This is a genomic window from Sphingomonas silueang (assembly GCF_040049155.1).
In the GTDB taxonomy this organism is placed as follows: domain Bacteria; phylum Pseudomonadota; class Alphaproteobacteria; order Sphingomonadales; family Sphingomonadaceae; genus Sphingomonas; species Sphingomonas silueang.
Map to the genome: position 1 here is coordinate 44,800 of NZ_JBDZDK010000020.1, position 22,342 is coordinate 67,141.

Here is a 22,342-nt window from a genome sequence, read left to right on the forward strand (position 1 = left end):
GCGGCGGGGCACAGGCGGACCATGTGGAGAGAGCGCATGGTTCGCCGGTGAGCGAGATGTTCGACGTGATCGTGGTCGGCGCCGGGCTGTCCGGCATCGGGGCCGCGCACCACCTGAAGCGGCTGTGCCCCGATCATCGCTTCACCGTGCTGGAGGCGCGCGACGCGGCGGGCGGGACATGGGATCTGTTCCGCTATCCCGGCGTGCGATCGGATTCGGACATGTTCACCCTCGGCTATGGCTTCCGCCCATGGTCGGGGGACAAGGCGATCGCCGAGGGCGATACGATCCGCGACTATATCCGCGACACCGCGCGCGAGGGCGGGATCGATCCGCACATCCGCTATCGCCACCGGCTGGTCCATGCAGCGTGGTCGAGCGCCGACGCGCGCTGGACGCTGACCGTCGCCACGGACGGCGCGGAGCGGACGCTCGCCTGCCGCTTTCTCTTCCTGTGCACCGGCTATTACGACCATGCCGCCGGATACCGCCCGGACTTCGCCGGGGAGGCGGATTTCGCGGGGCGGATCGTCCACCCGCAATTCTGGCCCGACGACCTCGACTATAGGGACAAGCGGGTGGCGGTGATCGGCAGCGGTGCGACCGCGGTGACGCTGGTCCCGGCGATGGCGGGCAAGGCGGCGCAGGTGACGATGGTCCAGCGCTCGCCCAGCTATGTGCTCTCGACCCCGGCGAGCGATCCGCTGTTGCAAGTCATGCGCCGCATCCTGCCGTGGCGCATGGCGTTCGGCATCGCCCGCTGGCTGCGGATCGGCATCAGCCAGTATTTCTACGTCCGCTCGCGCCGCCGTCCGCAGGCGGTGCGACGCTGGCTGCTGAAACAGACGCGCAAGGCGCTGCCGCCGGGCTATCCGGTCGAGCGGCATTTCACCCCCAGCTACGACCCGTGGGACCAACGGCTGTGCATCGTCCCCGACGGCGACCTGTTCGCGGCGATCCGGTCCGGCCGGGCAGCGGTCGTCACCGGCCATATCGACCGCTTCACCCCGGACGGCATCCGCATGCAGGACGGCACCGAGGTTCCGGCCGACCTGATCGTCACCGCCACCGGGCTGGAACTGCAATTGTTCGGCAAGGCGACGCTCGGCATCGACGGGGTCGCCACCGATCCGACCAAGGCGATGCACTACAAGGGGATGATGTTCAGCGACATTCCCAACCTCGCCTATGTGTTCGGCTATACCAATGCGTCATGGACGCTCAGGGCCGATCTGACCGCGGACTATGTCTGCCGGTTGCTCAACCATATGCGTGCGCACGGCCATGTACAGGCGACCCCGCGTGTCGCCGACCCCGACCTGACCGAGGAACCGCTGCTCGACTTCACCTCCGGCTATGTCCAGCGCGGCAAGGACCGGCTGCCGCGGCAGGGGTCGAAGGCGCCGTGGCGGGTGCGGCAGAGCTATCTGCGCGACCGGATCGCGATGCGCTTCGGCGTGCTGACCGAACAGATCGAGTTTCGGTAGGGCGTCACCGCGCCAGCAATGCGTCTGCCGCCGCGATCCCGCTCTGGAGCGCGCCGTGGGCGGTCGAGAAATCGGTCGGCGAGGTCGCTTCCCCCGCGATCAGGATGCGATCGTGCCGCCGCATCGCCAGCACGGCGCGGGCATCGGCATGGCCCGGACAGGCATGGCTGTACGATCCGCCGAAGCCGTCCGCCTTGCCCCATGCCGATCCGGCGAGCAGCGTCAGGCGATCGGCGAGGTTGCGCCCCAGCAATGCGCCCAGCTCGGCCTTGGCGAACGCCGCCGCCCCGTCCAGTCCCTCCGCCTCCAGGGCGCGGGCGCCGCTGCCGCCGAAGAAGCATTCGATCACTTCGCGACCGAACGGGCGGAGATAATAGCTGCCGGTGCGGGCGAGGTGCGGATTGCCGAGCAGATGGCTGTCGGCGTCGATTCCGTGATCCTCGGGCAGGCGCAGGAACAGCTTGTCGGCAAGGCCCAGCGGCAGGCGGGTCGCGGCCTGCATCGCATCGTCGAACGCCGGGGGCAGGGCGACGCCGCCCGCCGCCAGCACGGCGGTGGAGACGGTGACGATTACCGCCCCGGCATCGATCGTGCCGCGATCGGTGTGGAGCCGCACGACGTTCGCCGTCTCCTCGACCCGCCGTACCGCACTCGCCAGATGCAGCGGCACCGGGGGCAGGCTGGCGGCGACCAGCGCGCCGTATCCGTCGGGCAGCCGCCAGTTGTCTTCGGTGGCGGCTTCGTCATAGGCGAGATAGTCGCTGACCGACAGCGCCGAGAGATCGGCCCCGTTGATATAGCCCGACATCGCGTCCAGCCATGCGTTCCACCGCCCGCCCGGCTCCAGTGCGTCGGCGGCACGGTCGCCGGGCGGGGGATCGTTGCGCAGCCGCTGCTCGAACCGGTCGAACGCCGCCGCTGCCGCCGCCTGTTCCCCGGGCGGGAAGCCGAGGTCGCGATACTGTTTGCCCCATGCCGGGCGGCTGCGATCGACCGCGAAGCCCGCCGCTTCGGCGATGCCGACCCACGGATTGCGCCCCGCCGAATGGAGCCAGCCGCACCCCAGATCGAGCGCCATGCCGCCGACCGCCAGCGTATGCGCGCGTCCGCCCACCCGGTCGCCCGCCTCGACCACGGCGATCGATCGCCCGGCGGCGTGGAGCGTGCGGGCGGCACCGATCCCGGCGGCTCCGGCCCCGATGATGGCGACGTCGAGCATGTCGGTCCCTTCGCTGGCGATCCCTATTATGCGCGGGGTGTCGCCGGGGTTCCGTCGGCCAGCGCCGCGATCATCGCATCGCGCAGCGGCTTGGGGGCAAGGCGCTCGTCATAGGGGCAGCCGCGGGTGATGGCACCGTCCGCCCGCGGCTCGAACCCGCGCAGCCAGCTGTAGCGGTCGCTCATCCCCCATGCGAGCACGTCGCCCAGCTGCGGATAGGAGACCATGACGGCGAGATAGGCGCGGGCGAAGTCCGCCACCCCCCGGTCCCTCGGGCCGATCGCGACCGGCAGTCCCTTGTCGCGCACGTCGAACTCGGTGACGACCAGCCGGTATCCCATCGCGACCACCGCGTCGAGGAAGCGCCGCCATTCCGGCTCCAGCCGCTTCGCCAGCGCGCCTGCATCGGTCGTCGGCGCGAACAGCCCGATATGCGACTGCACCCCCAGCGCATCGACCGGCACGCCGCGCTTCCGGAAACCCTCGAGCAGCTTCAGCACGCCCGCGCGGTGCCGTTCGTTGCCGTCCTCCCAGCTCATATAGTCGTTGTAGACCAGCTCGGCATGCGGCGCGGCGGCGCGCGCGGTGCGAAAGGCGAGGTCGAGTACCGCCTCGGTCCCGCCCATCGCGGTCGACAGCGAGGTGACGCGCAGGTCGCCGGTATCGGGATCGACCGCTTCGTTCACCACATCGTAGCTGGTGATCCGGCGGCCATAGCGGCGGGTGACGGTATCGATATGGCTGGTCAGCACCCGCGCCGCCTCGCTCGCCGGTCGTGTGCCGAAGCCGTGGGTGTTGAGCCACTGCGGGAACCAGCGCGAATAGGCCCAGAGCAGCGTATGCCCGCGCATCGCGAAGCCGTTGCGCGTCGCCCAGTCGACCATCGCATCGAAGCGGGCGAAATCGAACCGGTCCGGCGCGGGGCGCAGCGCCTGCCACTTCATCTCGTTCTCGGGCACCAGCACCGTGCAGTCGCGCCGCAGGATCGCGGCATAGGCGGGGTTGGCGAAGGACGCGGCGTCGATCCCCGCCGGACGCCAGGTAAAGGCCGATCCGAAGCGCCGCCCACCTACGGCGGCGGCGGACTTGAGCGTGGGCGCGGGGGCGGCGGGTGCCGCAGCGGCGGTGAGCAACGCGGCCCCGCCGATCAGCGCGCCGCGACGGTCGATCATGGTCATGCGGCAACCTCCCTGCCATCGACGGGCGCATAGTCGGGGACGATCAGGTGGATCACGCCGACCGCGATCAGATAGGCGAAGGCGGCGACGAGGAAGATCGGCTGGTAGCTGCCGACCGTCTCTAGGATCAGCCCGGCGTATTTCGCCATCAACATGCCGCCGACCGCGCCCGCCAGCCCGCCGATCCCGACCACCGATCCCGCCATCCAGCGCGGGAACAGGTCGCCGGGCAGCGCATAGAGATTGGCCGAGAACCCCTGATGCCCGGCACAGGCAAGGCCGATCAGCGCGACCGCGATCCACATGCTGGGCGCATGGGTGGCAAAGGCGATCGGCACCGCGCACAGCGCCGCGCACACCATCGCCGTCTTGCGCCCGCGCCCGATCGACATGCCGCGCCCGATCAGCCGGGTGCTGAGCCAGCCGCCGCTCACCGACCCGACATCTGCCAGCAGATACACCGCGATCAGCGGCGGGCCGAACGCCTTCATCGACAGGTGGAACGACCGGGCGAAATAATCGGGCAGCCAGAACAGGAAGGTCCACCATACCGGATCGATCAGGAACCGCCCGGCGATATAGGCCCAGGTCTGGCGGATGCGGAACATGCGCCGCCACGGCACCTGCCGCTGCGGCTCGACCGGATCGGCCTCGATCCACGCCAGCTCCTCGGGGGTCAGCGACGCCTTGTCGCGCGGGCGGCGGTAGAAGGCGAACCACGCCGCCAGCCACACCAGCGACAGCGCGCCGGTGATCCAGAACGCCGCCCGCCAGCCGAGATCCAGCGTCACGACGATGAACGGCACCAGCAGCGGCGTCAGGATCGCGCCGACGTTCGATCCCGCATTGAAGATGCCGATCGCCAGCGCCCGCTCGCGCTTCGGAAACCATTCGTTGGTCGCGGCGATCGCGGCGGGAAAGGTGCCCGCCTCGCCCGCCGCCAGCGGCATCCGCGCGAGGATCATGCCGCTGGTTGAGGTGAAGGCGGTGTGGAGGACATGGCCGATCGTCCACACGATCATCGCCAGCGCATAGCCCGCCTTCGCCCCCACCCGGTCGACGATCCGCCCGGCGACGACATAGGCGAGGCCATAGGCGAGCTGGAAATAGAAGGCGAGGTCGGCATAGCCCGTCTCCGACCAGCCATAGGTCTGCGCGAGGTCGGGCTTCAGCACCGCCAGCACCAGCCGGTCGACGTACGACAGCACGACCGCGAGGAACAGCATCGCGCAGACGATCCAGCGTACCCGTCCCGCAGGCTTCGCAAGCGGCGGCGATAGGCCGGGCAGGGGGCGTGCGGGCGGGTTCAGGTGCATCGGGCTCTCCCTCGCCACATTCTGCGATGTGGTCTTGCTGTGGTAGCGCTACCATGATCTTCCTGCTATGCCGCTGTCAACGCCGTCGGTCAGACGGGATGAAAAGAGGATGCGGCATGTTCAGATGGGTGGTGCTGGCGATACTGGCCGGTGTCATGGGCAGTACGCCCGCGCGGGCCGAGGACGGGTATGACCTGTGGCTGCGCTATCGCCCGGTGGCGGGGGCGCAGGGCGTCCGCGGCGTGGTGCGCGACGAGCGCGATCCGACGATCGATCTCGCCGCCGCCGAACTGGTGCGCGGGCTGTCGCAGATGGCGGCGCGGAGCGTCGGCGAATCGGCGATCGGTGACGGCAGCGTCGTGATCGGCACGCCGCGCTCGCCGCGCATCGCCGCGCTGCGCCTGCCGCTGGACGGGCTCGGGCGTGAGGGATTCGTGGTGCGCGCCGCCACGATCGACGGGCGGCGGGTGACGGTGGTCGCGGCCAACGCAGCGGTCGGCGTCCTCTACGGCAGCTTCCGCCTGCTGCGCGAACTCCAGACCGGCATGTCGCCCGCCGCGCTGGCGATCCGCGACCGGCCGAAGCTGCAATTGCGGCTGCTCAACCACTGGGACAATCTCGATCGCTATGTCGAGCGCGGCTATGCCGGGCGGTCGCTGTGGGACTGGCAGAAGCTGCCCGGCTTTGACGACCCGCGCTATACCGATTACGCGCGCGCCAATGCCTCGATCGGGATCAACGGAACCGTCCTGAACAACGTCAACGCCAGCGCCGACATCCTCACCCCGGCGTTCCTGCCCAAGGTCGAGAAGCTGGCCGCGATCTTCCGTCCGTGGGGGATCAGGGTCTATCTGTCGGCGCGCTTTTCCGCCCCGATCGAGATCGGCGGGCTGAAGACCGCCGACCCGCTCGACCCGCAGGTCGCGGCGTGGTGGAAGGCGAAGGCGGACGAGATCTATGCCCGCATCCCCGATTTCGGCGGCTTCCTCGTCAAGGCCAATTCGGAGGGGCAGCCGGGGCCGGGCGACTATCACCGCACCCATGCCGACGGCGCGAACATGCTCGCCGCCGCGCTCAAGCCACACGGCGGCGTCGTGATGTGGCGGGCGTTCGTCTATGCCAGCGAGAAGCCCGAGGACCGGGTGCGCCAGGCCTATAGCGAGTTCGCGCCGCTCGACGGCCGCTTCGCCGACAATGTGATCGTGCAGGTCAAGAACGGCGCGATCGATTTCCAGCCGCGCGAGCCGTTCCACCAGCTGTTCGGCGCGATGCCGCGCACGCCGCTGATGATGGAAGTGCAGATCACCAAGGAATATCTGGGGTTCGCGACCCATCTCGCCTATCTCGGCACGATGTGGGAGGAGGTGCTCCGGAGCGATACGTTCCGCCCGCGCCGGGGCACGACCGTCGCCGACGTGCTGGCGCGGCCCGGCGGGCTGACCGGCATGGCGGGGGTGGCGAACATCGGCACCGATCGCAACTGGTCGGGATCGCAGTTCGACCAGGCCAACTGGTACGCCTTCGGGCGGCTGGCGTGGGACCCGCAGGGGTCGGCGGCGGACATCGCGCACGACTGGGCGGCGCAGACCTGGGGGCCGGCCCCGGCCACGCCGATCGTCGGCATGATGCTGCGGTCGCGCGAGGCGGTGGTCAATTACATGATGCCGCTGGGGCTCAACCATCTGTTCGCCACCGGGCATCATTACGGACCGGGGCCATGGGTGGACGACCTGCCGCGCGAGGACTGGAACCCGGTCTATTTCCACAAGGCCGACCGCGGCGGCATCGGCTTCGACCGGACGCGCACCGGCAGCGATGCGGTGGCGCAATATGCCCCGGCGCTGGCGAAGATGTGGGGCGATCCGGACCGGGTGCCGGAGCGGCTGCTGCTGTGGTTCCATCATGTGTCGTGGGACCGGCGGATGGCATCGGGGCGGACGCTGTGGGCGGAACTGGTCGCGCACTATGACCGGGGCGTGGCCGAGGTGGCGGCGATGCAGGCGACCTGGGCGGGCCTGCAAGGACAGGTCGATCCGCAGCGCTTCGCCGAGGTCGGCCAGTTCCTCGCCATCCAGCGCGGCGAGGCGCAGTGGTGGCGCGACGCCTGCATCGCTTACTTCGCGGAGGTTTCGGGCCGACCGCTGCCGCCGGGCGTGGTGCCGCCGCCGCAGCCGCTCAGCTATTACAAGGCGATCCGCACCCCGTACGCACCGGGGAACGGCAAATGACGGCACGGGCCGGGCGCGATCCCGGCCCAAAGTTTGCGCCAGGGTCTGATCCACTTGCGTGGAAGCGGTGCCGGCCCGCTCCCCCACCCGGCCACCCATCCAGGATACGCTGTGGGTGGCCGGGTGGGGAGCGGGCCGGTACCGCCCTGATCCAGCGTTGCTGGATCAGACACGCATGCGTGGTATGCGCCGCGGTCAGTAGCGGCGCAGCAGCCCGGCGAGCTTGCCCTGCACCCGCACCTGTTCGGGGCGATAGCGCTGCGGATCGTAGCTGCGGTTGGCGGGATCGAGCCGGATCATCGCCCCTTCGCGGCGGAAATATTTCAGCGTCGCCTCGCTGTCCTCGATCAGCGCCACGACGATCTCGCCGTCGCGCGCGGTTTCGGTGCGGCGGACGAGGGCATAGTCGCCATCGAGGATCCCCGCCTCGACCATCGAGTCGCCCGCGACTTCCAGCGCATAATGATCGCCCGCGCCCAGCAGCGCGGCGGGCACGGGGAGCGTCGCCTGTCCCTCGATCGCCTCGATCGGCAGACCGGCGGCGATGCGGCCGTGCAGCGGCAGTTCGACCACGTCGTTGGCGGGCGCGGGCAGGCCGCGCTGCGGCGCGACCTTTGCCGCGGGCTTCTTCGCCGGAGCGGCGACCGGGCGGTCGGGCATGCGCAGCACTTCCAGCGCGCGGGCACGATTGGGCAGGCGGCGGATGAACTCGCGTTCCTCCAGCGCGCTGATGAGGCGATGGACCCCCGACTTGGACTTCAGGTCGAGCGCGTCCTTCATCTCCTCGAACGAGGGGGAAACGCCGGTCGCCTTCAGCCGGTCGTCGATGAAGCAGATCAGCTCGTGCTGCTTACGGGTCAGCATAAAGTCCTCCGTCGGAACAGACGTGGAACCAATAGGAAACGATTTTCTTGCCGTCAAGCGAGTTGCAGGATTTCCGCCGAGTCGCCCGCCTCCGCCGCCGGGGCATGGGGGGCGCGGACGATCAGGCAGTCCGACCGGGCCAGCGTGCGCAGCATCGAACTGTCCTGGATCGCGGCGGTCGATGCCTGTCCGTCGATCAGCGTCGCGCGCAGATAGTCCTGCCGCGCGCCGTTGGGGGGGAGCGGATGGGCGAGGGTGGCGGTGAGCGGGCGGGGCAGCGGATCGGCGGCCCCGGCGATCCGCGCGACCAGCGGGCGGACGAACAGCAGCGCGGTGATGCACGCCGACACCGGATTGCCCGGCAGCCCCAGCACCGCCGCATCGCCCAGCCGCCCGGCGAGCATCGGCTTGCCCGGCCTGAGCGCGATCCGCCAGAAATCGAGGGTGCCGCCCGCCGCGACGAGGGCGGGCTTGACCAGATCGTGATCGCCGACCGACGCCCCGCCGGTCGTGACCAGCAGGTCGGCGTCGACGCTGCGGAACGCGGCTTCCAGCGCGTCGATCCGGTCGGGCAGGATACCCATGTCGACCCGCTCGACCGGCAGGTCGGCGAGCAGCCCGGCCAGCATCAGGCAGTTGGTTTCGGGCAGCTGGTCGGGGCCGATCGCGCTTCCCGCCGGGACCAGTTCGTCGCCGGTGGCGGCGATGGCGACGCGCACCCGCCGCCCGACGTTCAGCGTCCCATGCCCGCCGATCGCGGCCACCGCGGCGCGGGCCGGGGTGATGCGCTCGCCCGCTGCGATCAATATGTCGCCTTCGCGGAAGTCCAGCCCGGCGCGGCGGACGTTGCCTCCGCGCACCGGGCCTTCACCCGCGAGCAGCAGCCGGTCGCCGTCGCGCGCGGCTTCCTCCTGCACCAGTACGCAGTCGGTGCCGGGGGGCATGGCCGCGCCGGTGAAGATGCGGGTGGCCTGTCCGGGAGCGACGGTGCCGCCGAACGAGGCTCCGGCAGCGGATTCGCCGATCACCTCCCATGGGCCGGGCAGGTCGTCGAAGGCGATGGCATAGCCGTCCATCGCCGACAGCGGGCGCGCGGGCTGGGTGCGCAGCGCCACCACATCGGCGGCGGTGTAGCGACCGATGGCGTCGGCGATAGCGATCGTTTCGGTTTGAAGGGGGCGGCCGAGGGACAGGACGCGCGCCTGGGCCTCGGCGACGGGGAGCAGGGTCATGGCGTGGCCTTTATCGGGTTGGATTTCGTCACTTGTGCCGTACCCCGGCGCAGACCGGGGTCCAGTTGGGTAAGGTCGATTCTGTAATACATCCGGCCTCCAACTGGACCCCGGCATCCGCCGGGGTACGAGGCAGGTCGATCCGGAGTGCTACCAACCGCCGCTCACCCGCGCACCCAGTCGCCCGACTTGCCGCCGCGCTTCTCCAGCAGGCACACGCCCTCGATCACCATCGCCTTGTCGATCGCCTTGGCCATGTCATAGATGGTGAGGAGCGTCGCGGAAGCGGCGGTAAGCGCTTCCATTTCCACCCCGGTCCGGCCCGCGGTCGCCGCCGTCGCCGTCACCCGGATCGCGCCCTCCTCGAAGCCGAAGTCGATCGATACTTTCGTCAGCGGCAGCGGATGGCACAGCGGGATCAGGTCGCTGGTGCGCTTGGCCGCCATGATCCCGGCGACGCGCGCGACCGCCAGCACGTCGCCCTTCTGGACCAGCCCGCCCCGGATCGCGTCCAGCGCCTCCGTCGACAGGGTGATCCGCCCGGTGGCGACGGCCAGCCGCTGCGTCACCGCCTTGGCCCCGACATCGACCATGTGCGCGTTGCCCTCAGCGTCGAGATGGGTCAGGCTCATCCGATCATCGCCCGCGTCGCACCCTCGACATCGGCATGGCGCATCAGCGCCTCGCCGATCAGGAAGCAGCGGACGCCGTGCGCGGCCATCGCGTCGAGGTCGGCGCGCGCGGTCAGGCCGCTCTCGGCGACGAAGGTGCAGCCCGCAGGCGCATGGGCGACCAGTTCATAGGTCCGGTCGAAGCTGACCGTGAAGTCCTTGAGATTGCGGTTGTTGACCCCGATCAGCCGCGACTTGAGCGCCAGCGCGCGGTCCAGCTCGGCGCGGTCGTGGACCTCGACCAGCACGTCCATGCCGCGCTCGATCGCCGCCGCCTCGATCTCCGCCATCTGGCTGTCGGACAGGGCGGCGACGATGATGAGGATGGCGTCGGCCCCGAGCGACCGCGCCTCGGCCACCTGCCACGGATCGACGTTGAAGTCCTTGCGCAGCACCGGCAGGTCGCATGCCGAGCGCGCCGCGACCAGATAATCGTCGGCCCCCTGGAAATACTGCACGTCGGTCAGGACCGAGAGGCAGGCGGCACCGCCCGCGGCATAGGCGCGGGCATGGGCGGGCGGATCGAAGTCCGCGCGGATCAGCCCCTTGGACGGGCTGGCCTTCTTGATCTCGGCGATCAGCGCATGGCCCGGCGCCGCATCGAGCGCGGCGCGGAAGCCGCGTGGGCGGCTCTGTGCGGCGGCGCGGGCGTCGAGGTCGGCGAAGGACGCGCGGGCGGACCGTTCGGCCACCTCGGCACGCTTGGTCGCGAGGATGGTGTCGAGCATCGTCATGAATAGGCGATCCATTGGTCGAGCAGCCGGTCGGCGGCCCCGCTGTCGATCGTGTCGGCGGCGCGCTCCGCCCCTTCGGCAAGGTCGGCGGCGGTGCCCGCGATCAGCAGCGCGGCGGCGGCGTTGAGCAGCACCGCGTCGCGATACGCACCGGCCTCGCCCCGCAACAGCCGCCGCAGCGCCAGCGCGTTGTGCGCGGCGTCGCCGCCCCGGATCGCGCTGATCGGATGGCGCGGCAGCCCGGCGTCCTCGGGCGCGATGCGATCGGCGAGCGGCATGCCGACCGGCACCACGATCGTCGGCCCCGCGCCGGAAATCTCGTCCAGCCCTTCCTCGCCCGACACGATCAGCGCGGTTTCGGCACCCAGCAGTTCCATCGCCTCGGCATAGACGGTCGCGTAATCGGGGCGGGCGATGCCGATCAGCTGGCGGGTGACGCGCGCCGGATTGGCGAGCGGCCCCATCAGGTTGAAGATGGTGCGCCGCCCGATCCGCTGGCGGATGGGGGTGATGCGCTTCATCGCCGGGTGGTGGTTGGCGGCGAAGAGGAAGGCGATGCCGAGGTCGGCGAGCGTCGCCTCCGCCATGGCCCCGGCGCGCGCCATGTCGAGGCCGAGCGCCTCCAGCGTGTCCGCCGCGCCCGCCTTGCTGGAGGCGGCGCGGTTGCCGTGCTTGGCGACGGGCACGCCGGATGCCGCGACGACGAGGCTGACGGCGGTGGAGACGTTCAGGGTATGATGCCCGTCGCCGCCGGTGCCGCAGACGTCGATCGCCCCGTCAGGCGCATGGATCGGGATCATCCGGGCGCGCAGCGCACGGGCGGCCTCGGCGATCTCGATGCTCGTCTCGCCCCGTGTCGTCAGCGAGATCAGGAAGGCGGCGATGGCGTCGTCCGGGACGGTGCCGTCGAGGATCGCGGCGAAGGCTTCCGCCGCGCTTTCGTGGCTGAGCGGCGTCGCGGGATCGGGCAGCAGCGCCGTGGTGGTCATGCGCGCACCCCGGCGTCCTTCAGGAAATTGGCGAGCATGGCGTGGCCGTGTTCGGTGGCGATGCTTTCCGGGTGGAACTGCACGCCGTGGATCGGCAGGGTGCGGTGGCGGAAGCCCATGACGCTGGCGTCCGCGGCGGTCGCGTTGACCGCGAGGCAATCGGGCACGTCGGTGACGATCAGCGAGTGATAGCGCGTCGCGGTGAAGGGCGAGGGCAGGCCCGCGAACATGCCGGTCCCGTCATGCTCGACCGGGCAGGTCTTGCCGTGCATCAGCCCGCCGCGCACCACCTTGCCCCCGAAATGCTGGCCGATCGCCTGATGGCCGAGGCATACGCCGAGCAGCGGGCGTCGCGCCTCGGCACAGGCCGCCACGAGGTCGAGCGACACCCCCGCCTCGTTCGGGGTGCACGGGCCCGGCGAGATCAGCAGCGCGTCGGCCCCGCTCGCCAACGCCTCGGCGGCGGTCAGCGCGTCGTTGCGCTCGACCAGCACCTCGGCGCCCAGCTCCATCAGATAATGGACGAGGTTCCAGGTGAAGCTGTCGTAATTGTCGATGACGAGGATCATGCCCCCCGCCATAGCGTCCCGTGGCGCGGGTGCAACATCGCGAAACTTTGGTGCGTTCATGTCCGGCTAATCGAAGGCGTCGCTCAAGTGGCGGCACGAGGAGAACGGCGATGCGGTGGGTAATGTTGGCGGGGATGGCACTGGCGGCGACCGGCCCGGTGCTGGCGCAGGACGCGCCCGAGCCGCCGCCGCAGCGGGTGCGCAACGCCACCGTCTATGGCGAGGAAGCCTGCCCCAAGCCGCGCGACCCCGACGAGATCGTGGTGTGCGCGCGCATGGGCGAGAACGAACGCTACCGCATCCCCAAACGCTTCCGCGACCAGCCGTCGCAGGCGAGCGCCGATGCGAGCTGGGCGGCCCGCGCCGACGTCGCGATGGAGGCGGCGCGGATCGGGCGGCCCAACAGCTGTTCCCCGGTCGGCGACGGCGGGCAGACCGGCTGCACCCAGGCGATGCTGCGCCAGTGGTTCGCCGAGCGGCGGCAGATGCAGGCGCAGAACAGCGACGTGCCCTGAGGTCAGGCGGCGCTGCCGATCGAGGGGACATAGCGCAGGCCGATGCCCTTGCCGCCTTCCTTCGCGGCATAGAGCGCGGCATCGGCGCGGACGCGCAGTTCGGCGGCGGTCGCGCCGTCTTCCGGGAAACAGGCATAGCCGAGGCTGGCCCCGATCCGTGCGCGCTGGCCGTCGTCGACCGCGAAGGGCAGCGCGGCGATCCGGTCGATCAGCGTCGCGGCGAACGCCTCGATCGCGGCGGGCATGCGGCGGCGCACGACGATCATGAACTCGTCGCCGCCCAGCCGTGCGACGATATCGTCGGGGCCCGCCGCCGCGCGAAGCCGGTCGGCGACCCCGGCCAGCACCCGGTCGCCCGCCGCATGGCCGAGCCGGTCGTTCACCGCCTTGAACCCGTCGAGATCGACGCAGAGCACCGCCATCGCATGCTCCGCCGCGACGGGCAGCCGCGCGAGCGCCTCGTCCAGCCCGTGGCGGTTGAGCAGCCCGGTCAGCGCATCGTGCCGCGCGAGGTGGCGATTGGCCTCCTCCGCCTCCAGCGTGGCGATCAACGTGCGGTTGAAGCTGCGCAGGACGAACAGGATGCCGATGAAGAACGGCACGATCATCGGTACCAGCGTCAGCAGCAGCGGGATGCCCGATGCGACCGCCCCCGCCTTGAACGGCAGGTCGCACAGCGCGACCAGCAGCATCGCCAGCCGCGGGGCGGCATAGTTGCGCGCGCAGATCGGCGCGATCAGCCCCATCACGACCGTGGCGGACACGATCATCAGCACCGGTTCGGCGCGCAGCATGACGGTGCAGGCTACCAGGCCCTGCAACCCGCACCACAGGATCGACAGCACCACCGAGGCGTCGATCGCGGGCACGCCCCCTGCCCGGCGGACGCGGGCGATGTGCCGCACCACGCCGACCCGCGTCGCCAGCAGCAGCAGTTCGACGACGGCGAAGGCGAGGAACACGTGCCAGTGGGTCGTGTTCCACGCGACCGTCAGCACCAGCAGGCTGTTGCTCGCCCCGAGGAACAGCGCGACCGGCGAGGACAGGAGTTCGCCGAGCAGGACGGGCCGCGCCGCATCGCGGACCGGTGCGCCGGGCGCGGTCAGCCAGCGGAGCACCGGATTGCGAGTCGCCAGACGTGCCCTCGACCGTTGCATGGCGTGCGATCCTCCCACCTTGCCTTGTGGCAGGCAGACCTTGCGATTCGCTTAACCGCCCGGCATGCCCGTGGCCTTCGCACCGCGGCGGCAGCGTTCGGAGCAATAGACGACCTTGTCCCAGTCACGCTCCCACTTCTTCCGCCATGCGAAGGGGCGTTGGCACACCGGGCAGGTCTTGGTGGGCAGGTTCGCCTTGGCGACGCCGCGCGGCATCAGCGGGGTTGCGCGTCGAGGAAGGCGGCGACCGCGCCCAGATCGACCGAGCGGTCGAGATAGCTCTGCCCGATCTTGCGCGCGAGCAGGAAGGGCAGGGTGCCGCCCTCGCGCTTCTTGTCGTGGAGCATGTGGCCGACCAGCGTCGCGCCCGATGCCGCGATCCCGGCGGCGGCGAGGCCGTCGGGCAGGCCGCTGGCGCGCAGGTGGGCGGCGACCCGTTCGGCATCCGCCGGATCGCACAGTCCCTGTTCCGCCGAAAAGGCGAAGGCGAGCGCCATGCCCGCCGCCACGCCCTCGCCGTGCAGCAGCGATCCGTCGAACCCGGCCTCCGCCTCCAGCGCATGGCCGAAGGTATGGCCGAGGTTGAGCAACGCGCGCCTGCCCGACGTCTCGCGCTCGTCCTCACCGACGATCCGCGCCTTGGCCGCGACCGATCGCGCGATGGCGTGCGCGCGCGCCGCCGGATCGCCCGCCAGCAATTCGCCCCCGTGCGCCTCGCACCATGCGAAGAAATCGGGATCGTCGATCAGCCCGTATTTCACGACCTCGGCATAGCCCGCGCGGACTTCGCGCGGCGGCAGCGTGTCGAGCGTCTGCGGATCGATCAGGACGAGCGCGGGCTGGTGGAACGCGCCGACGAGGTTCTTGCCCGCGCGGGTGTTGATGCCGGTCTTGCCGCCGACCGACGAATCGACCTGTGCGAGCAGCGTGGTGGGCACCTGCACGAAGCCGCAGCCGCGCTTCAGGATCGCGGCGGCGAAGCCGACGAGGTCGCCGATCACCCCGCCGCCCAGCGCGACGAGATGGTCGCCGCGCTCGACGCCGAGCGCGAGGAGCGAATCGAGCAGCCGTTCGAGCGTCGCCCAGCTCTTGGACCCCTCGCCCGCCGGGATTTCGATCGCCTCGCTCGCCACGCTCGACGCCGCGAGCGACGCCCGCAGCGTCGCCAGGTGCTGGCCGACGTTCGCATCGGCCACGATCACCATCCGCCGCCCGCGCGCGATGGGGGCAAGGTGCTCCCCGGCACGCGCGAGCACCCCGTCCTCGATCACGATGTCGTAGCTGCGGACCCCAAGTGAAACGGGGATGACGGTCATTGGCCGATGGCTTTCAATATGGCGGAGACGGTGGCGTCGTGCGGCGCGTGCTGGCTCACGACGCGGATCGGGGCCAGCGCATAGACCGGGTTGCGCACCTTGGCGAGGTCGGCCAGCACCTTGCGCGGGTCCTTGCCGCGCAGCAGCGGGCGGGTGTCGCGGCGGCGCACCCGGTCGGCCAGCACGTCGGGACTGGCGTCGAGCCAGATCGCCAGCGCCTGATCGAGGATCAGCGCGCGTGTCTCGTCCTGCATGAACGCGCCGCCGCCGGTGGCGATGATCTTGGGCCGCCCGTCGATCAGCCGCGCGATGACGCGGCGTTCGCCGTCACGGAAATGCGATTCGCCGAACCGCTCGAAGATCTCGGCGATGGTCATGCCCGCGGCATGTTCGATCTCGTTGTCGGCATCGACGAAATCCAGCTTCATCCGCTGCGCCAGACGGCGGCCGACGGTGGACTTGCCGACGCCCATCAGCCCGACGAGGACGATCGGCTTGCCCGACCAGCGGGGCGGCGGCGGCGGGGGGTCAAGGGAGTCGTGGGTTTGCAGCATTGCACCGGGGGCTATACAGCCGCCCCGCCCATCGGGCAAAAGGCGCGTCGCTGCCTTCACTTTCCCCTGTTTCGGGACGATCTGATCCATGTCGCGTTCGCTTCTAGTCCTTGTCGTCGTCCTTGTCGCGCTGGTCGCGGCGATGTTCCTGCTGGCGGGCCGTTCGACCGAGCGGCAGCCGGTGCAGGTGGAAAAGGCGGTCGCGCTTGAAAATCTCGCGAACTGATCGCTGGCGGATCGGCGTCGCGGCGGCGGCGCTGATCGTCGGCGTGCCCGCGATCGGGCAGGACGTGCCCGAATCGCTGCTGCCGCCCGGCTTCGGCGATACACCCGCCCCGTCGCCCACGCCGACGCCGCGCCCTTCGGCGACGCAGCCGGGGGTGCCGGGCTTCGCGCCGTCCGCGCCGATCGTGCAGCCGCTGCCGACCGATCCCGCCCTGCCGCCGCTTCCGGGCGCGACCCCCACCGCGACGCCGACGCCGACCCCGGTCGATGCGCAGGCGCTGCGCGACTATGAACTGCCCGCCATCGCCCGCCGCTCGCTGGGTCAGGTGGGCATTGCGGGGGAGGCCGGGGCGGCGTTCGGCGCCGATGCGTTCGGTGGCGCGCCGGGGCCGTGGCTGGAGCGGCTGATGCGCTCGCTCGACGCGCCGGTCGCCTCGCGCTGGCTGTCGATCGCGCTGCGCCGGGTGCTGGCCGCCGGGGTGACGACGCCCGTACAGGTGGGCGGCGCGGACTTCGCCGCCGAGCGGGCGTGGCTGCTGCTGCGCATGGGCGAGGCGCCTGCCGCCCGCGCGTTGGTCCAGTCGGTCGATACCGACAACTACACGCCCAAGCTCTACCAGATCGCGATGCAGGCGATGCTGGCGACCGGCGATCCGGGGGGCTTGTGCCCGCTGGTCGACGATGCGCTTACCGTCTCCAACGAACGCGGCTGGCGGCTGGCCAATGCGATGTGCCTCGGCCTGTCGGGCGAGGCGCGCGAGGCGGGGCGGATCATCGACCAGGCCCGGCGACAGGCGCCCGGCGGCGGCGCGATCGACGTGGCGCTGGCCGAGCAGATCGTCGGCGCGGGCGCGCAGGGCCGCCGCGCGGTGACGATCGAATGGGACGGCGTGGATCGGCTGAGCGCATGGCGCTACGGCCTTGCCGCCGCCGCCGCGACCGAGGTGCCGGGCCCGCTGTTCGACACGGCGGGGCCGCAGGTACGCTATTGGCATGCCACCGCGCCGCAGTACGCGCCCGGCGCGCGGCTGGCCGATGCCGATCTGGCGGCGGCGCAGGGCGTGCTGTCAAGCGCGGCGCTGGTCGATCTCTATGCCCAGCTCGGCCTCGACGAGGATGCGACCAGCGCGCAGACCGCGCTGTCGAGCGACCTGCGCACGGCGTTTGCGGGCAACGACGCAGACCGGATGGCGATGCTCCGCCAGTTGTGGGGTGTCGAGGGGCAGGCGGGCTACGCCCGGCGGGTGCTGACCGCGCGCGCGGCGGCGATGATCGCGCCGGTCGCGGCACATGCCGAGGATGCCGATGCGCTGATCGCATCGATGCTGACCGCCGGGCTGGACCTGCCCGCGATGCGCTGGGCATCGGTGGCCGCGGCGGGCAGCGACGGCTGGGCGATGCTCGCGCTGGCCGATCCGGTCGGGCGGACGGTGCGGGCGGGCGCGGTGTCGGACTATGCCGGGCGCGATGCGCGCAAGGGCGCGTTGCTGTTCGCCGGGCTGGCCGGGCTGGGGCGGTTGCCGCAGGGCGAGATACGGGGCCTTGCGAGCGACCTGAATGTCGCGATCGGCGCGCGCAATGCATGGACCGACGCGATCGACACCGCCGGGGTGAACGGCGAGGCGGGCACCGTGCTGCTGCTGGCGGCGGTCGGCATGCAGACGCGCGACTGGCGCGGGGTCGGGCCCGAGGCGCTGTTCCACATCGTCGCCGCCCTGCGCGCGGCGGGCCGCGAGGGCGAGGCGCGGATGATCGCCGCGGAAGCGATCGCGCGGGGGTGATGCCGTTACCGCCGTCATTTCCGCGCAGGCGGGAATCCATATGCGCCGAGGTGGCGGCTGGAGCCGGACGGGTAGCGGCTATGGATGCCCGCCTGCGCGGGAATCATGAAGCGACTATATGGCCCGTCCCCAGCCGTACCCCTGCGCAGGCGGGGGCCCAGGGTCACAGGCGCGGACGCCGGTTCTGCTTGACCCTGGACCCCGGCCTGCGCAGGGGTACGCCGAGGGAACCACGGCAGTGACTCCTGACGCCATCCTCATCGAACGCTTCCTCGAAATGCTCGCCGCCGAGGCGGGTGCCGCGCGCAACACCATCGCCGCCTATGCCAGCGACCTGCGGCTCGCCTCCGATACGCTGGGCGGGCGGCTGGGCAGCGCCGATGCGGAGGCGATCACGCACGTCGCCCACGACTGGCGCGACCTCGCCCGCGCGACCGTGGCACGCAAGAGCGCCGCGCTGCGCCGCTTCTTCGCCTTTCTCGCGGAGGAGGGGCTGCGCGCCGACGATCCCGGCGCGGCGCTGCCCCGGCCCGGCAACGGGCGCGGGCTGCCGCGTACGCTGTCGCGCGGCGATGTCGACGCGATGTTCGCCGCGATCGATGCGCGCATCGCCCGCGTGCCGCCCGACCGGAACGACCTGCGCCTCTCCGCGCTGTTCGAGCTGCTCTATGGTTCGGGGCTGCGCGCGACCGAGCTGGTGTCGCTGCCCCGCGCAGCGATCGCGCCTGACCGCCCGTACATGATCCTGAAGGGCAAGGGCGGGCGCGAGCGGATGGTGCCGCTGTCCGATCGTGCCCGCGCCGCCGTCGCGCGCTGGCGGGCGCATGTCCCCGCCGACAGCGCGTGGCTGTTCCCCTCGGGTAAGGCGCACCTGACGCGGGTGCGGCTCTATCAACTGGTCCGTGCGCTGGCCGCCGAGGCGGGTATCCCGCCCGACCGGATCAGCCCCCACGTGCTGCGTCACGCCTTCGCCACGCATCTGCTGGAGGGCGGCGCGGACCTGCGCGCGCTACAGGCGATGCTGGGCCATGCCGATATCGCCACCACCGAAATCTACACCCATGTCGATCGCGCGCGGCTGGTGCGGCTGGTCGCCGAACGCCACCCGCTGATTGACGAAGGGCGGGTGCGGTCATAGGGCGCGGGGCCATGGCCACTTTCCTCGATTTTGAAAAACCCATCGCCGAGTTGCAGGCACGCATCGACGAGCTGCGCGATACCGCCGCCGACGGCGCGGTCGACATCGCCGCCGAGATCGGCCGGTTGCAGACCAAGTCCGACCGGCTGCTGCGCGAAACCTATGCCAGGCTGACCCCGTGGCAGAAGACTCAGGTCGCGCGCCATCCCGAGCGCCCGCACTTCAAGCATTATGTCGCCGCGCTGGTCGAGGATTTCATGCTGCTGGGCGGCGACCGTGCCTTTGCCGACGATTCCGCGATTCTCGGCGGCATCGGGCGCTTACGCGGGCGGCGGGTGATGGTGATCGGCCATGAGAAGGGCGACGACACCGCATCGCGCCTCAAGCACAATTTCGGCATGGGCAAGCCCGAGGGCTATCGCAAGGCGATCCGGCTGATGCAGCTGGCCGACCGCTTCGGCCTGCCGGTCGTCACGCTGGTCGATACCTCGGGCGCCTTCCCCGGCATCCAGGCGGAGGAGCGCGGCCAGGCGGAGGCGATCGCGCGCTCGACCGAGGCGGCGCTGAACCTCGGCGTGCCGATGGTGTCGGCGATCCTCGGCGAGGGCGGATCGGGCGGTGCGATCGCGCTGGCGGCGGGCAACCGCGTGCTGATGCTGGAGCACGCCGTCTATTCGGTGATCTCGCCCGAGGGCTGCGCGTCGATCCTGTGGCGCACCGCCGACAAGGCGCCCGAAGCGGCGGAGGCGATGCGGGTGACGGCGCAGGACCTGAAGGCGCTGGGCGTCATCGACCAGATCGTGCCCGAACCGCTGGGCGCGGCGCACCGCGATCCCGCAGCGGCGATCGGCGCGCTGGGCGATGCGATCGAGGGCACGCTGACCACGCTGATCGGCATGGACGCCGCGCGCCTGAGGCGCGACCGGCGCGAGAAATTCCTGAAGATGGGGCGGCTGTAAGCCAACCCGCACTGGCACCGTTTGTCCCGAGCGAAGTCGAGGGACGTGCCGCAGGCGTTGTGCGTGGTGTCTCGACTGTGCTCGACACGAACGGTCTGGAGCAGTCCGTGGCACTGACGCACGAAAAGGGCGGCGGAACCTCGGTCCCGCCGCCCGTCGTTCGTGCCCGAAGGCGCGACGATTACTTGGCGTTCGGGCTCGCCATGGTCGACTGCACGTTGTTGAAGGTCTTCTGGAGCTGGCCGCCCAGACCCTTCATCGCGGCGATCGCAGCGACGGCGATGAGTGCGGCGATCAGGCCGTATTCGATGGCGGTCGCGCCCTTGCTGTTCTTAACGAAGCTGCGGATCTTCTGCATTCCGGTCTCCATGGTTCTGCGTGATTCGACTTGTACCCGGCTTGCCGGGCGATCTGCCCGACCAGCAGTGTCGTTCTAGGAAGTGCGGGGTTGAGAAAGATTTAAGGGCGGAACCGAACGCCCGGCATATTGTTACCGGCGCGGCCCATTCCGGATCACCTGCGCGGCGACGTCGTTCCAGATCGCGGCGGTCGTCTTGCCCAGCGCGACGAGGCTGGCGAGGATCACCAGCACGATCAGCGCGAGAACCAGTCCGTATTCGATCGCGGTGCCACCCCGCCGGTTGCGGGCGAAAGCGGCGGCGCGACGCATGATCCGTTGCATGGCAGGCCCGTTCCCCCGAAAGCAGCGCCACATCCGCTATCCGATACGAGGTTAACAGAATGTCGATGCCGGTCCCGATCCTGTTCGTCACCGCCGCCGCGCTGATCGATCGCGACGGGCGGGTGCTGGTGCAGCAGCGCCCGCCCGGCACCGCCATGGCGGGCCTGTGGGAGTTTCCCGGCGGCAAGGTGGAACCGGGCGAGACGCCCGAGGGCGCGCTGGTGCGCGAACTGCACGAGGAACTGGGGATCGTGGTCGATCACAGCTGCCTCGCCCCCGCCGCCTTCGCCAGCGAGCCGCTGGGCGCGCGGCATCTGGTGCTGCTGCTCTATGCGCTGCGCAAGTGGCAGGGGATGGCGGAGGCGCGCCACGCGACCGCGCTCCAATGGGTGCGGCCGGTGGAGCTGCACGCGCTGGCGATGCCGCCCGCCGACCGGCCGCTGATCGGATTGCTGGAGGCGCTGGTGTAGGTCGGTCGTCGGCCTGCGCGCAGCACCGTTCGTGTCGAGCGCAGTCGAGACACCGTGCGCAGCGCTTGCGGCACGTCCCTCGACTTCGCTCGGGACGAACAGGGGGAGCGGGCCGAGGTCTCGTCATTCCCGCGCAGGCGGGAATCCATATGCGCCTCGGGTCATGCGGGAGGCGGAACGGCGGCGGTCATGGCCTCCCGCCGCCCTAGCTACCCCTTGCGCCCCAGCGCATCCGCCAGCGACGCGGTGGCGCTGCCCCGGCGCGCGGGTTGCGGCTGGCCGGGGGCGGGGGCCCAGCCGGTGAGGTAGACCACCTCGAACGTCTCCGCCGTGCGTCCGTCGGCATCGGCGCGCTCGGCGAACGCCTCCGCGGCACCGGCCAGTGTCGTGCGGGTCAGCGGCACCGGCCCCAGCAGGCTGGTCGCGCCCATGCCGCGCAGGTCGGCGATCAGCCGCCCGATCCCGGCATAGCGCACGGTCAGCGTCTCCGAATCGGCGACCGGCAGCGCGAACCCGGCGCGTACCAGCAGGTCGCCCGCCGAGCGCAGGTCGATCTGCGGATGCACCCGCGCGGCGGGCCGCTCGCTCTCCGCCGACAGCAGCGCGCGGCGCAGCGTGGCGAGCGTCGCGCCGCCCGTGAAGGCGGCGAGGAACAGCCCGTCGGGGCGCAGCGCGCGGCGGATCAGCGCCAGCGCGCCGGGCAGGTCGTTGACGCTGTCGAGCACGCCGACCGACACCACCAGATCGAACGCGCCGTCGGCGAAGGGCAACCGGTCCTCGTCGCCCTGCACGCCGCCCACGGCCCGCGCAAAGGCGAAGCCGGGATCGAAGCGGACGACGCGCGCGCCGGGCGGGGGCGTGAACCCGCCGTCGGCACAGCCGAGGTCGAGCACGTCGCCAAACTGCCGCGTCACCGCGTGCAGCCGCTCCTCGACCCCCTCCAGCATGAAGCGGTGGAGGAAGTCGGCGGAAGCGAAATCGGCGGCGGCGCGGTCGCGGTGCAGGCGGCGGCGCGATCGGGCGAACAGGTCGGGGACACTCACCCGCGCCTTGTGCCG

The 22,342-nt window shown here is 71.0% G+C and carries 24 protein-coding genes; 8 read left to right on the top strand and 16 right to left on the bottom strand.

The annotated features are described in order from the left end of the window. Window positions 1-56 precede the first annotated feature (56 nt). Window positions 57-1,487, top strand: coding sequence for a flavin-containing monooxygenase (locus ABLE43_RS16425; protein ID WP_348979494.1), 1,431 nt, complete (start codon window positions 57-59; stop codon window positions 1,485-1,487). 4 nt (window positions 1,488-1,491) lie between these two features. On the opposite strand, the gene ABLE43_RS16430 is transcribed toward ABLE43_RS16425, so the two are convergent. From ABLE43_RS16430 to ABLE43_RS16440, 3 genes are read right to left on the bottom strand one after another with little or no spacing between them, the layout of a single operon-like run. Continuing rightward, window positions 1,492-2,706 (bottom strand): flavin monoamine oxidase family protein, encoded by a 1,215-nt coding sequence (locus ABLE43_RS16430; RefSeq protein WP_348979462.1) that lies wholly within the window; start codon window positions 2,704-2,706, stop codon window positions 1,492-1,494. 26 nt (window positions 2,707-2,732) lie between these two features. Then, window positions 2,733-3,884, bottom strand: a complete 1,152-nt coding sequence (locus tag ABLE43_RS16435; RefSeq protein WP_348979463.1) for an endo-1,4-beta-xylanase — start codon at window positions 3,882-3,884, stop codon at window positions 2,733-2,735. Continuing rightward, entirely contained in the window at window positions 3,881-5,200 is a 1,320-nt protein-coding gene (locus tag ABLE43_RS16440; protein ID WP_348979464.1) for an MFS transporter, read from the bottom strand. The genes ABLE43_RS16435 and ABLE43_RS16440 overlap by 4 nt, the downstream gene beginning before the upstream one ends. A gap of 116 nt (window positions 5,201-5,316) precedes the next feature. Between ABLE43_RS16440 and ABLE43_RS16445 the strand changes: the two genes are divergently transcribed. After that, on the top strand, window positions 5,317-7,428 hold the full coding sequence (locus ABLE43_RS16445) for an alpha-glucuronidase family glycosyl hydrolase (protein ID WP_348979465.1): 2,112 nt from the start codon (window positions 5,317-5,319) through the stop codon (window positions 7,426-7,428). A 195-nt stretch (window positions 7,429-7,623) separates the two neighbouring features. Here the strand turns inward: ABLE43_RS16445 and lexA are convergent, their stop codons facing one another. The 6 genes from lexA to ABLE43_RS16475 form a co-directional block, all read right to left on the bottom strand. Then, on the bottom strand, window positions 7,624-8,292 hold the full coding sequence (gene lexA / locus ABLE43_RS16450; protein WP_348979466.1) for a transcriptional repressor LexA: 669 nt from the start codon (window positions 8,290-8,292) through the stop codon (window positions 7,624-7,626). Between the two features lie 53 nt (window positions 8,293-8,345). Then, a complete protein-coding gene (locus tag ABLE43_RS16455; protein WP_348979467.1) occupies window positions 8,346-9,524 on the bottom strand; it encodes a molybdopterin molybdotransferase MoeA in 1,179 nt (392 codons plus the stop codon). A gap of 164 nt (window positions 9,525-9,688) precedes the next feature. After that, window positions 9,689-10,156 carry a cyclic pyranopterin monophosphate synthase MoaC gene (gene moaC / locus ABLE43_RS16460; protein ID WP_348979468.1) on the bottom strand — a complete coding sequence of 156 codons (468 nt, stop codon included), beginning with the start codon at window positions 10,154-10,156 and terminating at the stop codon, window positions 9,689-9,691. After that, window positions 10,153-10,929, bottom strand: coding sequence for an indole-3-glycerol phosphate synthase TrpC (gene trpC, locus ABLE43_RS16465; RefSeq protein ID WP_348979469.1), 777 nt, complete (start codon window positions 10,927-10,929; stop codon window positions 10,153-10,155). Before trpC ends, moaC begins: the two co-directional genes overlap by 4 nt. Then, window positions 10,926-11,918 carry an anthranilate phosphoribosyltransferase gene (trpD, locus tag ABLE43_RS16470; RefSeq protein ID WP_348979470.1) on the bottom strand — a complete coding sequence of 331 codons (993 nt, stop codon included), beginning with the start codon at window positions 11,916-11,918 and terminating at the stop codon, window positions 10,926-10,928. The genes trpC and trpD overlap by 4 nt, the downstream gene beginning before the upstream one ends. Continuing rightward, a complete protein-coding gene (locus ABLE43_RS16475) occupies window positions 11,915-12,487 on the bottom strand; it encodes an anthranilate synthase component II (protein WP_348979471.1) in 573 nt (190 codons plus the stop codon). The genes trpD and ABLE43_RS16475 overlap by 4 nt, the downstream gene beginning before the upstream one ends. 110 nt (window positions 12,488-12,597) lie before the next feature. Here ABLE43_RS16475 and ABLE43_RS16480 point away from each other — a divergent pair, with 110 nt between their 5' ends. Continuing rightward, the gene (locus ABLE43_RS16480; protein WP_348979472.1) at window positions 12,598-13,002 is read left to right on the top strand and encodes a hypothetical protein; all 405 of its coding nucleotides are present in this window, start codon (window positions 12,598-12,600) and stop codon (window positions 13,000-13,002) included. A gap of 2 nt (window positions 13,003-13,004) precedes the next feature. Here ABLE43_RS16480 and ABLE43_RS16485 read toward each other — a convergent pair whose 3' ends face one another. The 4 genes from ABLE43_RS16485 to ABLE43_RS16500 are packed head-to-tail and all read right to left on the bottom strand — an operon-like array spanning window position 13,005 to window position 16,029. Next, the gene (locus tag ABLE43_RS16485; protein WP_348979473.1) at window positions 13,005-14,159 is read right to left on the bottom strand and encodes a diguanylate cyclase domain-containing protein; all 1,155 of its coding nucleotides are present in this window, start codon (window positions 14,157-14,159) and stop codon (window positions 13,005-13,007) included. A 51-nt stretch (window positions 14,160-14,210) separates the two neighbouring features. Next, window positions 14,211-14,375, bottom strand: a complete 165-nt coding sequence (locus ABLE43_RS16490; protein ID WP_348979474.1) for a DUF2256 domain-containing protein — start codon at window positions 14,373-14,375, stop codon at window positions 14,211-14,213. Next, the gene (gene aroB, locus ABLE43_RS16495; protein WP_348979475.1) at window positions 14,375-15,475 is read right to left on the bottom strand and encodes a 3-dehydroquinate synthase; all 1,101 of its coding nucleotides are present in this window, start codon (window positions 15,473-15,475) and stop codon (window positions 14,375-14,377) included. The genes ABLE43_RS16490 and aroB overlap by 1 nt, the downstream gene beginning before the upstream one ends. Further along, window positions 15,472-16,029, bottom strand: coding sequence for a shikimate kinase (locus ABLE43_RS16500; RefSeq protein WP_348979476.1), 558 nt, complete (start codon window positions 16,027-16,029; stop codon window positions 15,472-15,474). The genes aroB and ABLE43_RS16500 overlap by 4 nt, the downstream gene beginning before the upstream one ends. Before the next feature lie 88 nt (window positions 16,030-16,117). Between ABLE43_RS16500 and ABLE43_RS16505 the strand changes: the two genes are divergently transcribed. The 4 genes from ABLE43_RS16505 (at window position 16,118) to ABLE43_RS16520 (ending at window position 20,132) form a co-directional block, all read left to right on the top strand. Beyond that, window positions 16,118-16,255, top strand: a complete 138-nt coding sequence (locus ABLE43_RS16505) for a hypothetical protein (RefSeq protein WP_348979477.1) — start codon at window positions 16,118-16,120, stop codon at window positions 16,253-16,255. Further along, window positions 16,236-18,035, top strand: coding sequence for a hypothetical protein (locus ABLE43_RS16510; RefSeq protein ID WP_348979478.1), 1,800 nt, complete (start codon window positions 16,236-16,238; stop codon window positions 18,033-18,035). The genes ABLE43_RS16505 and ABLE43_RS16510 overlap by 20 nt, the downstream gene beginning before the upstream one ends. Before the next feature lie 238 nt (window positions 18,036-18,273). Beyond that, window positions 18,274-19,173, top strand: a complete 900-nt coding sequence (locus ABLE43_RS16515) for a tyrosine-type recombinase/integrase (RefSeq protein ID WP_348979479.1) — start codon at window positions 18,274-18,276, stop codon at window positions 19,171-19,173. An 11-nt stretch (window positions 19,174-19,184) separates the two neighbouring features. Beyond that, complete coding sequence (locus tag ABLE43_RS16520) at window positions 19,185-20,132, top strand: acetyl-CoA carboxylase carboxyltransferase subunit alpha (RefSeq protein ID WP_348979480.1); 948 nt, start codon at window positions 19,185-19,187, stop codon at window positions 20,130-20,132. Between the two features lie 181 nt (window positions 20,133-20,313). Here the strand turns inward: ABLE43_RS16520 and ABLE43_RS16525 are convergent, their stop codons facing one another. Continuing rightward, window positions 20,314-20,490, bottom strand: coding sequence for a Flp family type IVb pilin (locus ABLE43_RS16525; protein WP_348979481.1), 177 nt, complete (start codon window positions 20,488-20,490; stop codon window positions 20,314-20,316). Window positions 20,491-20,622: 132 nt separating this feature from the next. Then, window positions 20,623-20,814, bottom strand: coding sequence for a Flp family type IVb pilin (locus ABLE43_RS16530; protein ID WP_348979482.1), 192 nt, complete (start codon window positions 20,812-20,814; stop codon window positions 20,623-20,625). Between the two features lie 65 nt (window positions 20,815-20,879). On the opposite strand from ABLE43_RS16530, the gene ABLE43_RS16535 reads away from it, so the two are divergent. Further along, window positions 20,880-21,284, top strand: coding sequence for a (deoxy)nucleoside triphosphate pyrophosphohydrolase (locus ABLE43_RS16535; protein WP_425475283.1), 405 nt, complete (start codon window positions 20,880-20,882; stop codon window positions 21,282-21,284). A gap of 209 nt (window positions 21,285-21,493) precedes the next feature. Here ABLE43_RS16535 and ABLE43_RS16540 read toward each other — a convergent pair whose 3' ends face one another. Then, window positions 21,494-22,327: a class I SAM-dependent methyltransferase gene (locus tag ABLE43_RS16540; RefSeq protein ID WP_348979484.1), complete on the bottom strand. Its 834-nt coding sequence runs from the start codon at window positions 22,325-22,327 to the stop codon at window positions 21,494-21,496. Between the last annotated feature and the right edge of the window lie 15 nt (window positions 22,328-22,342).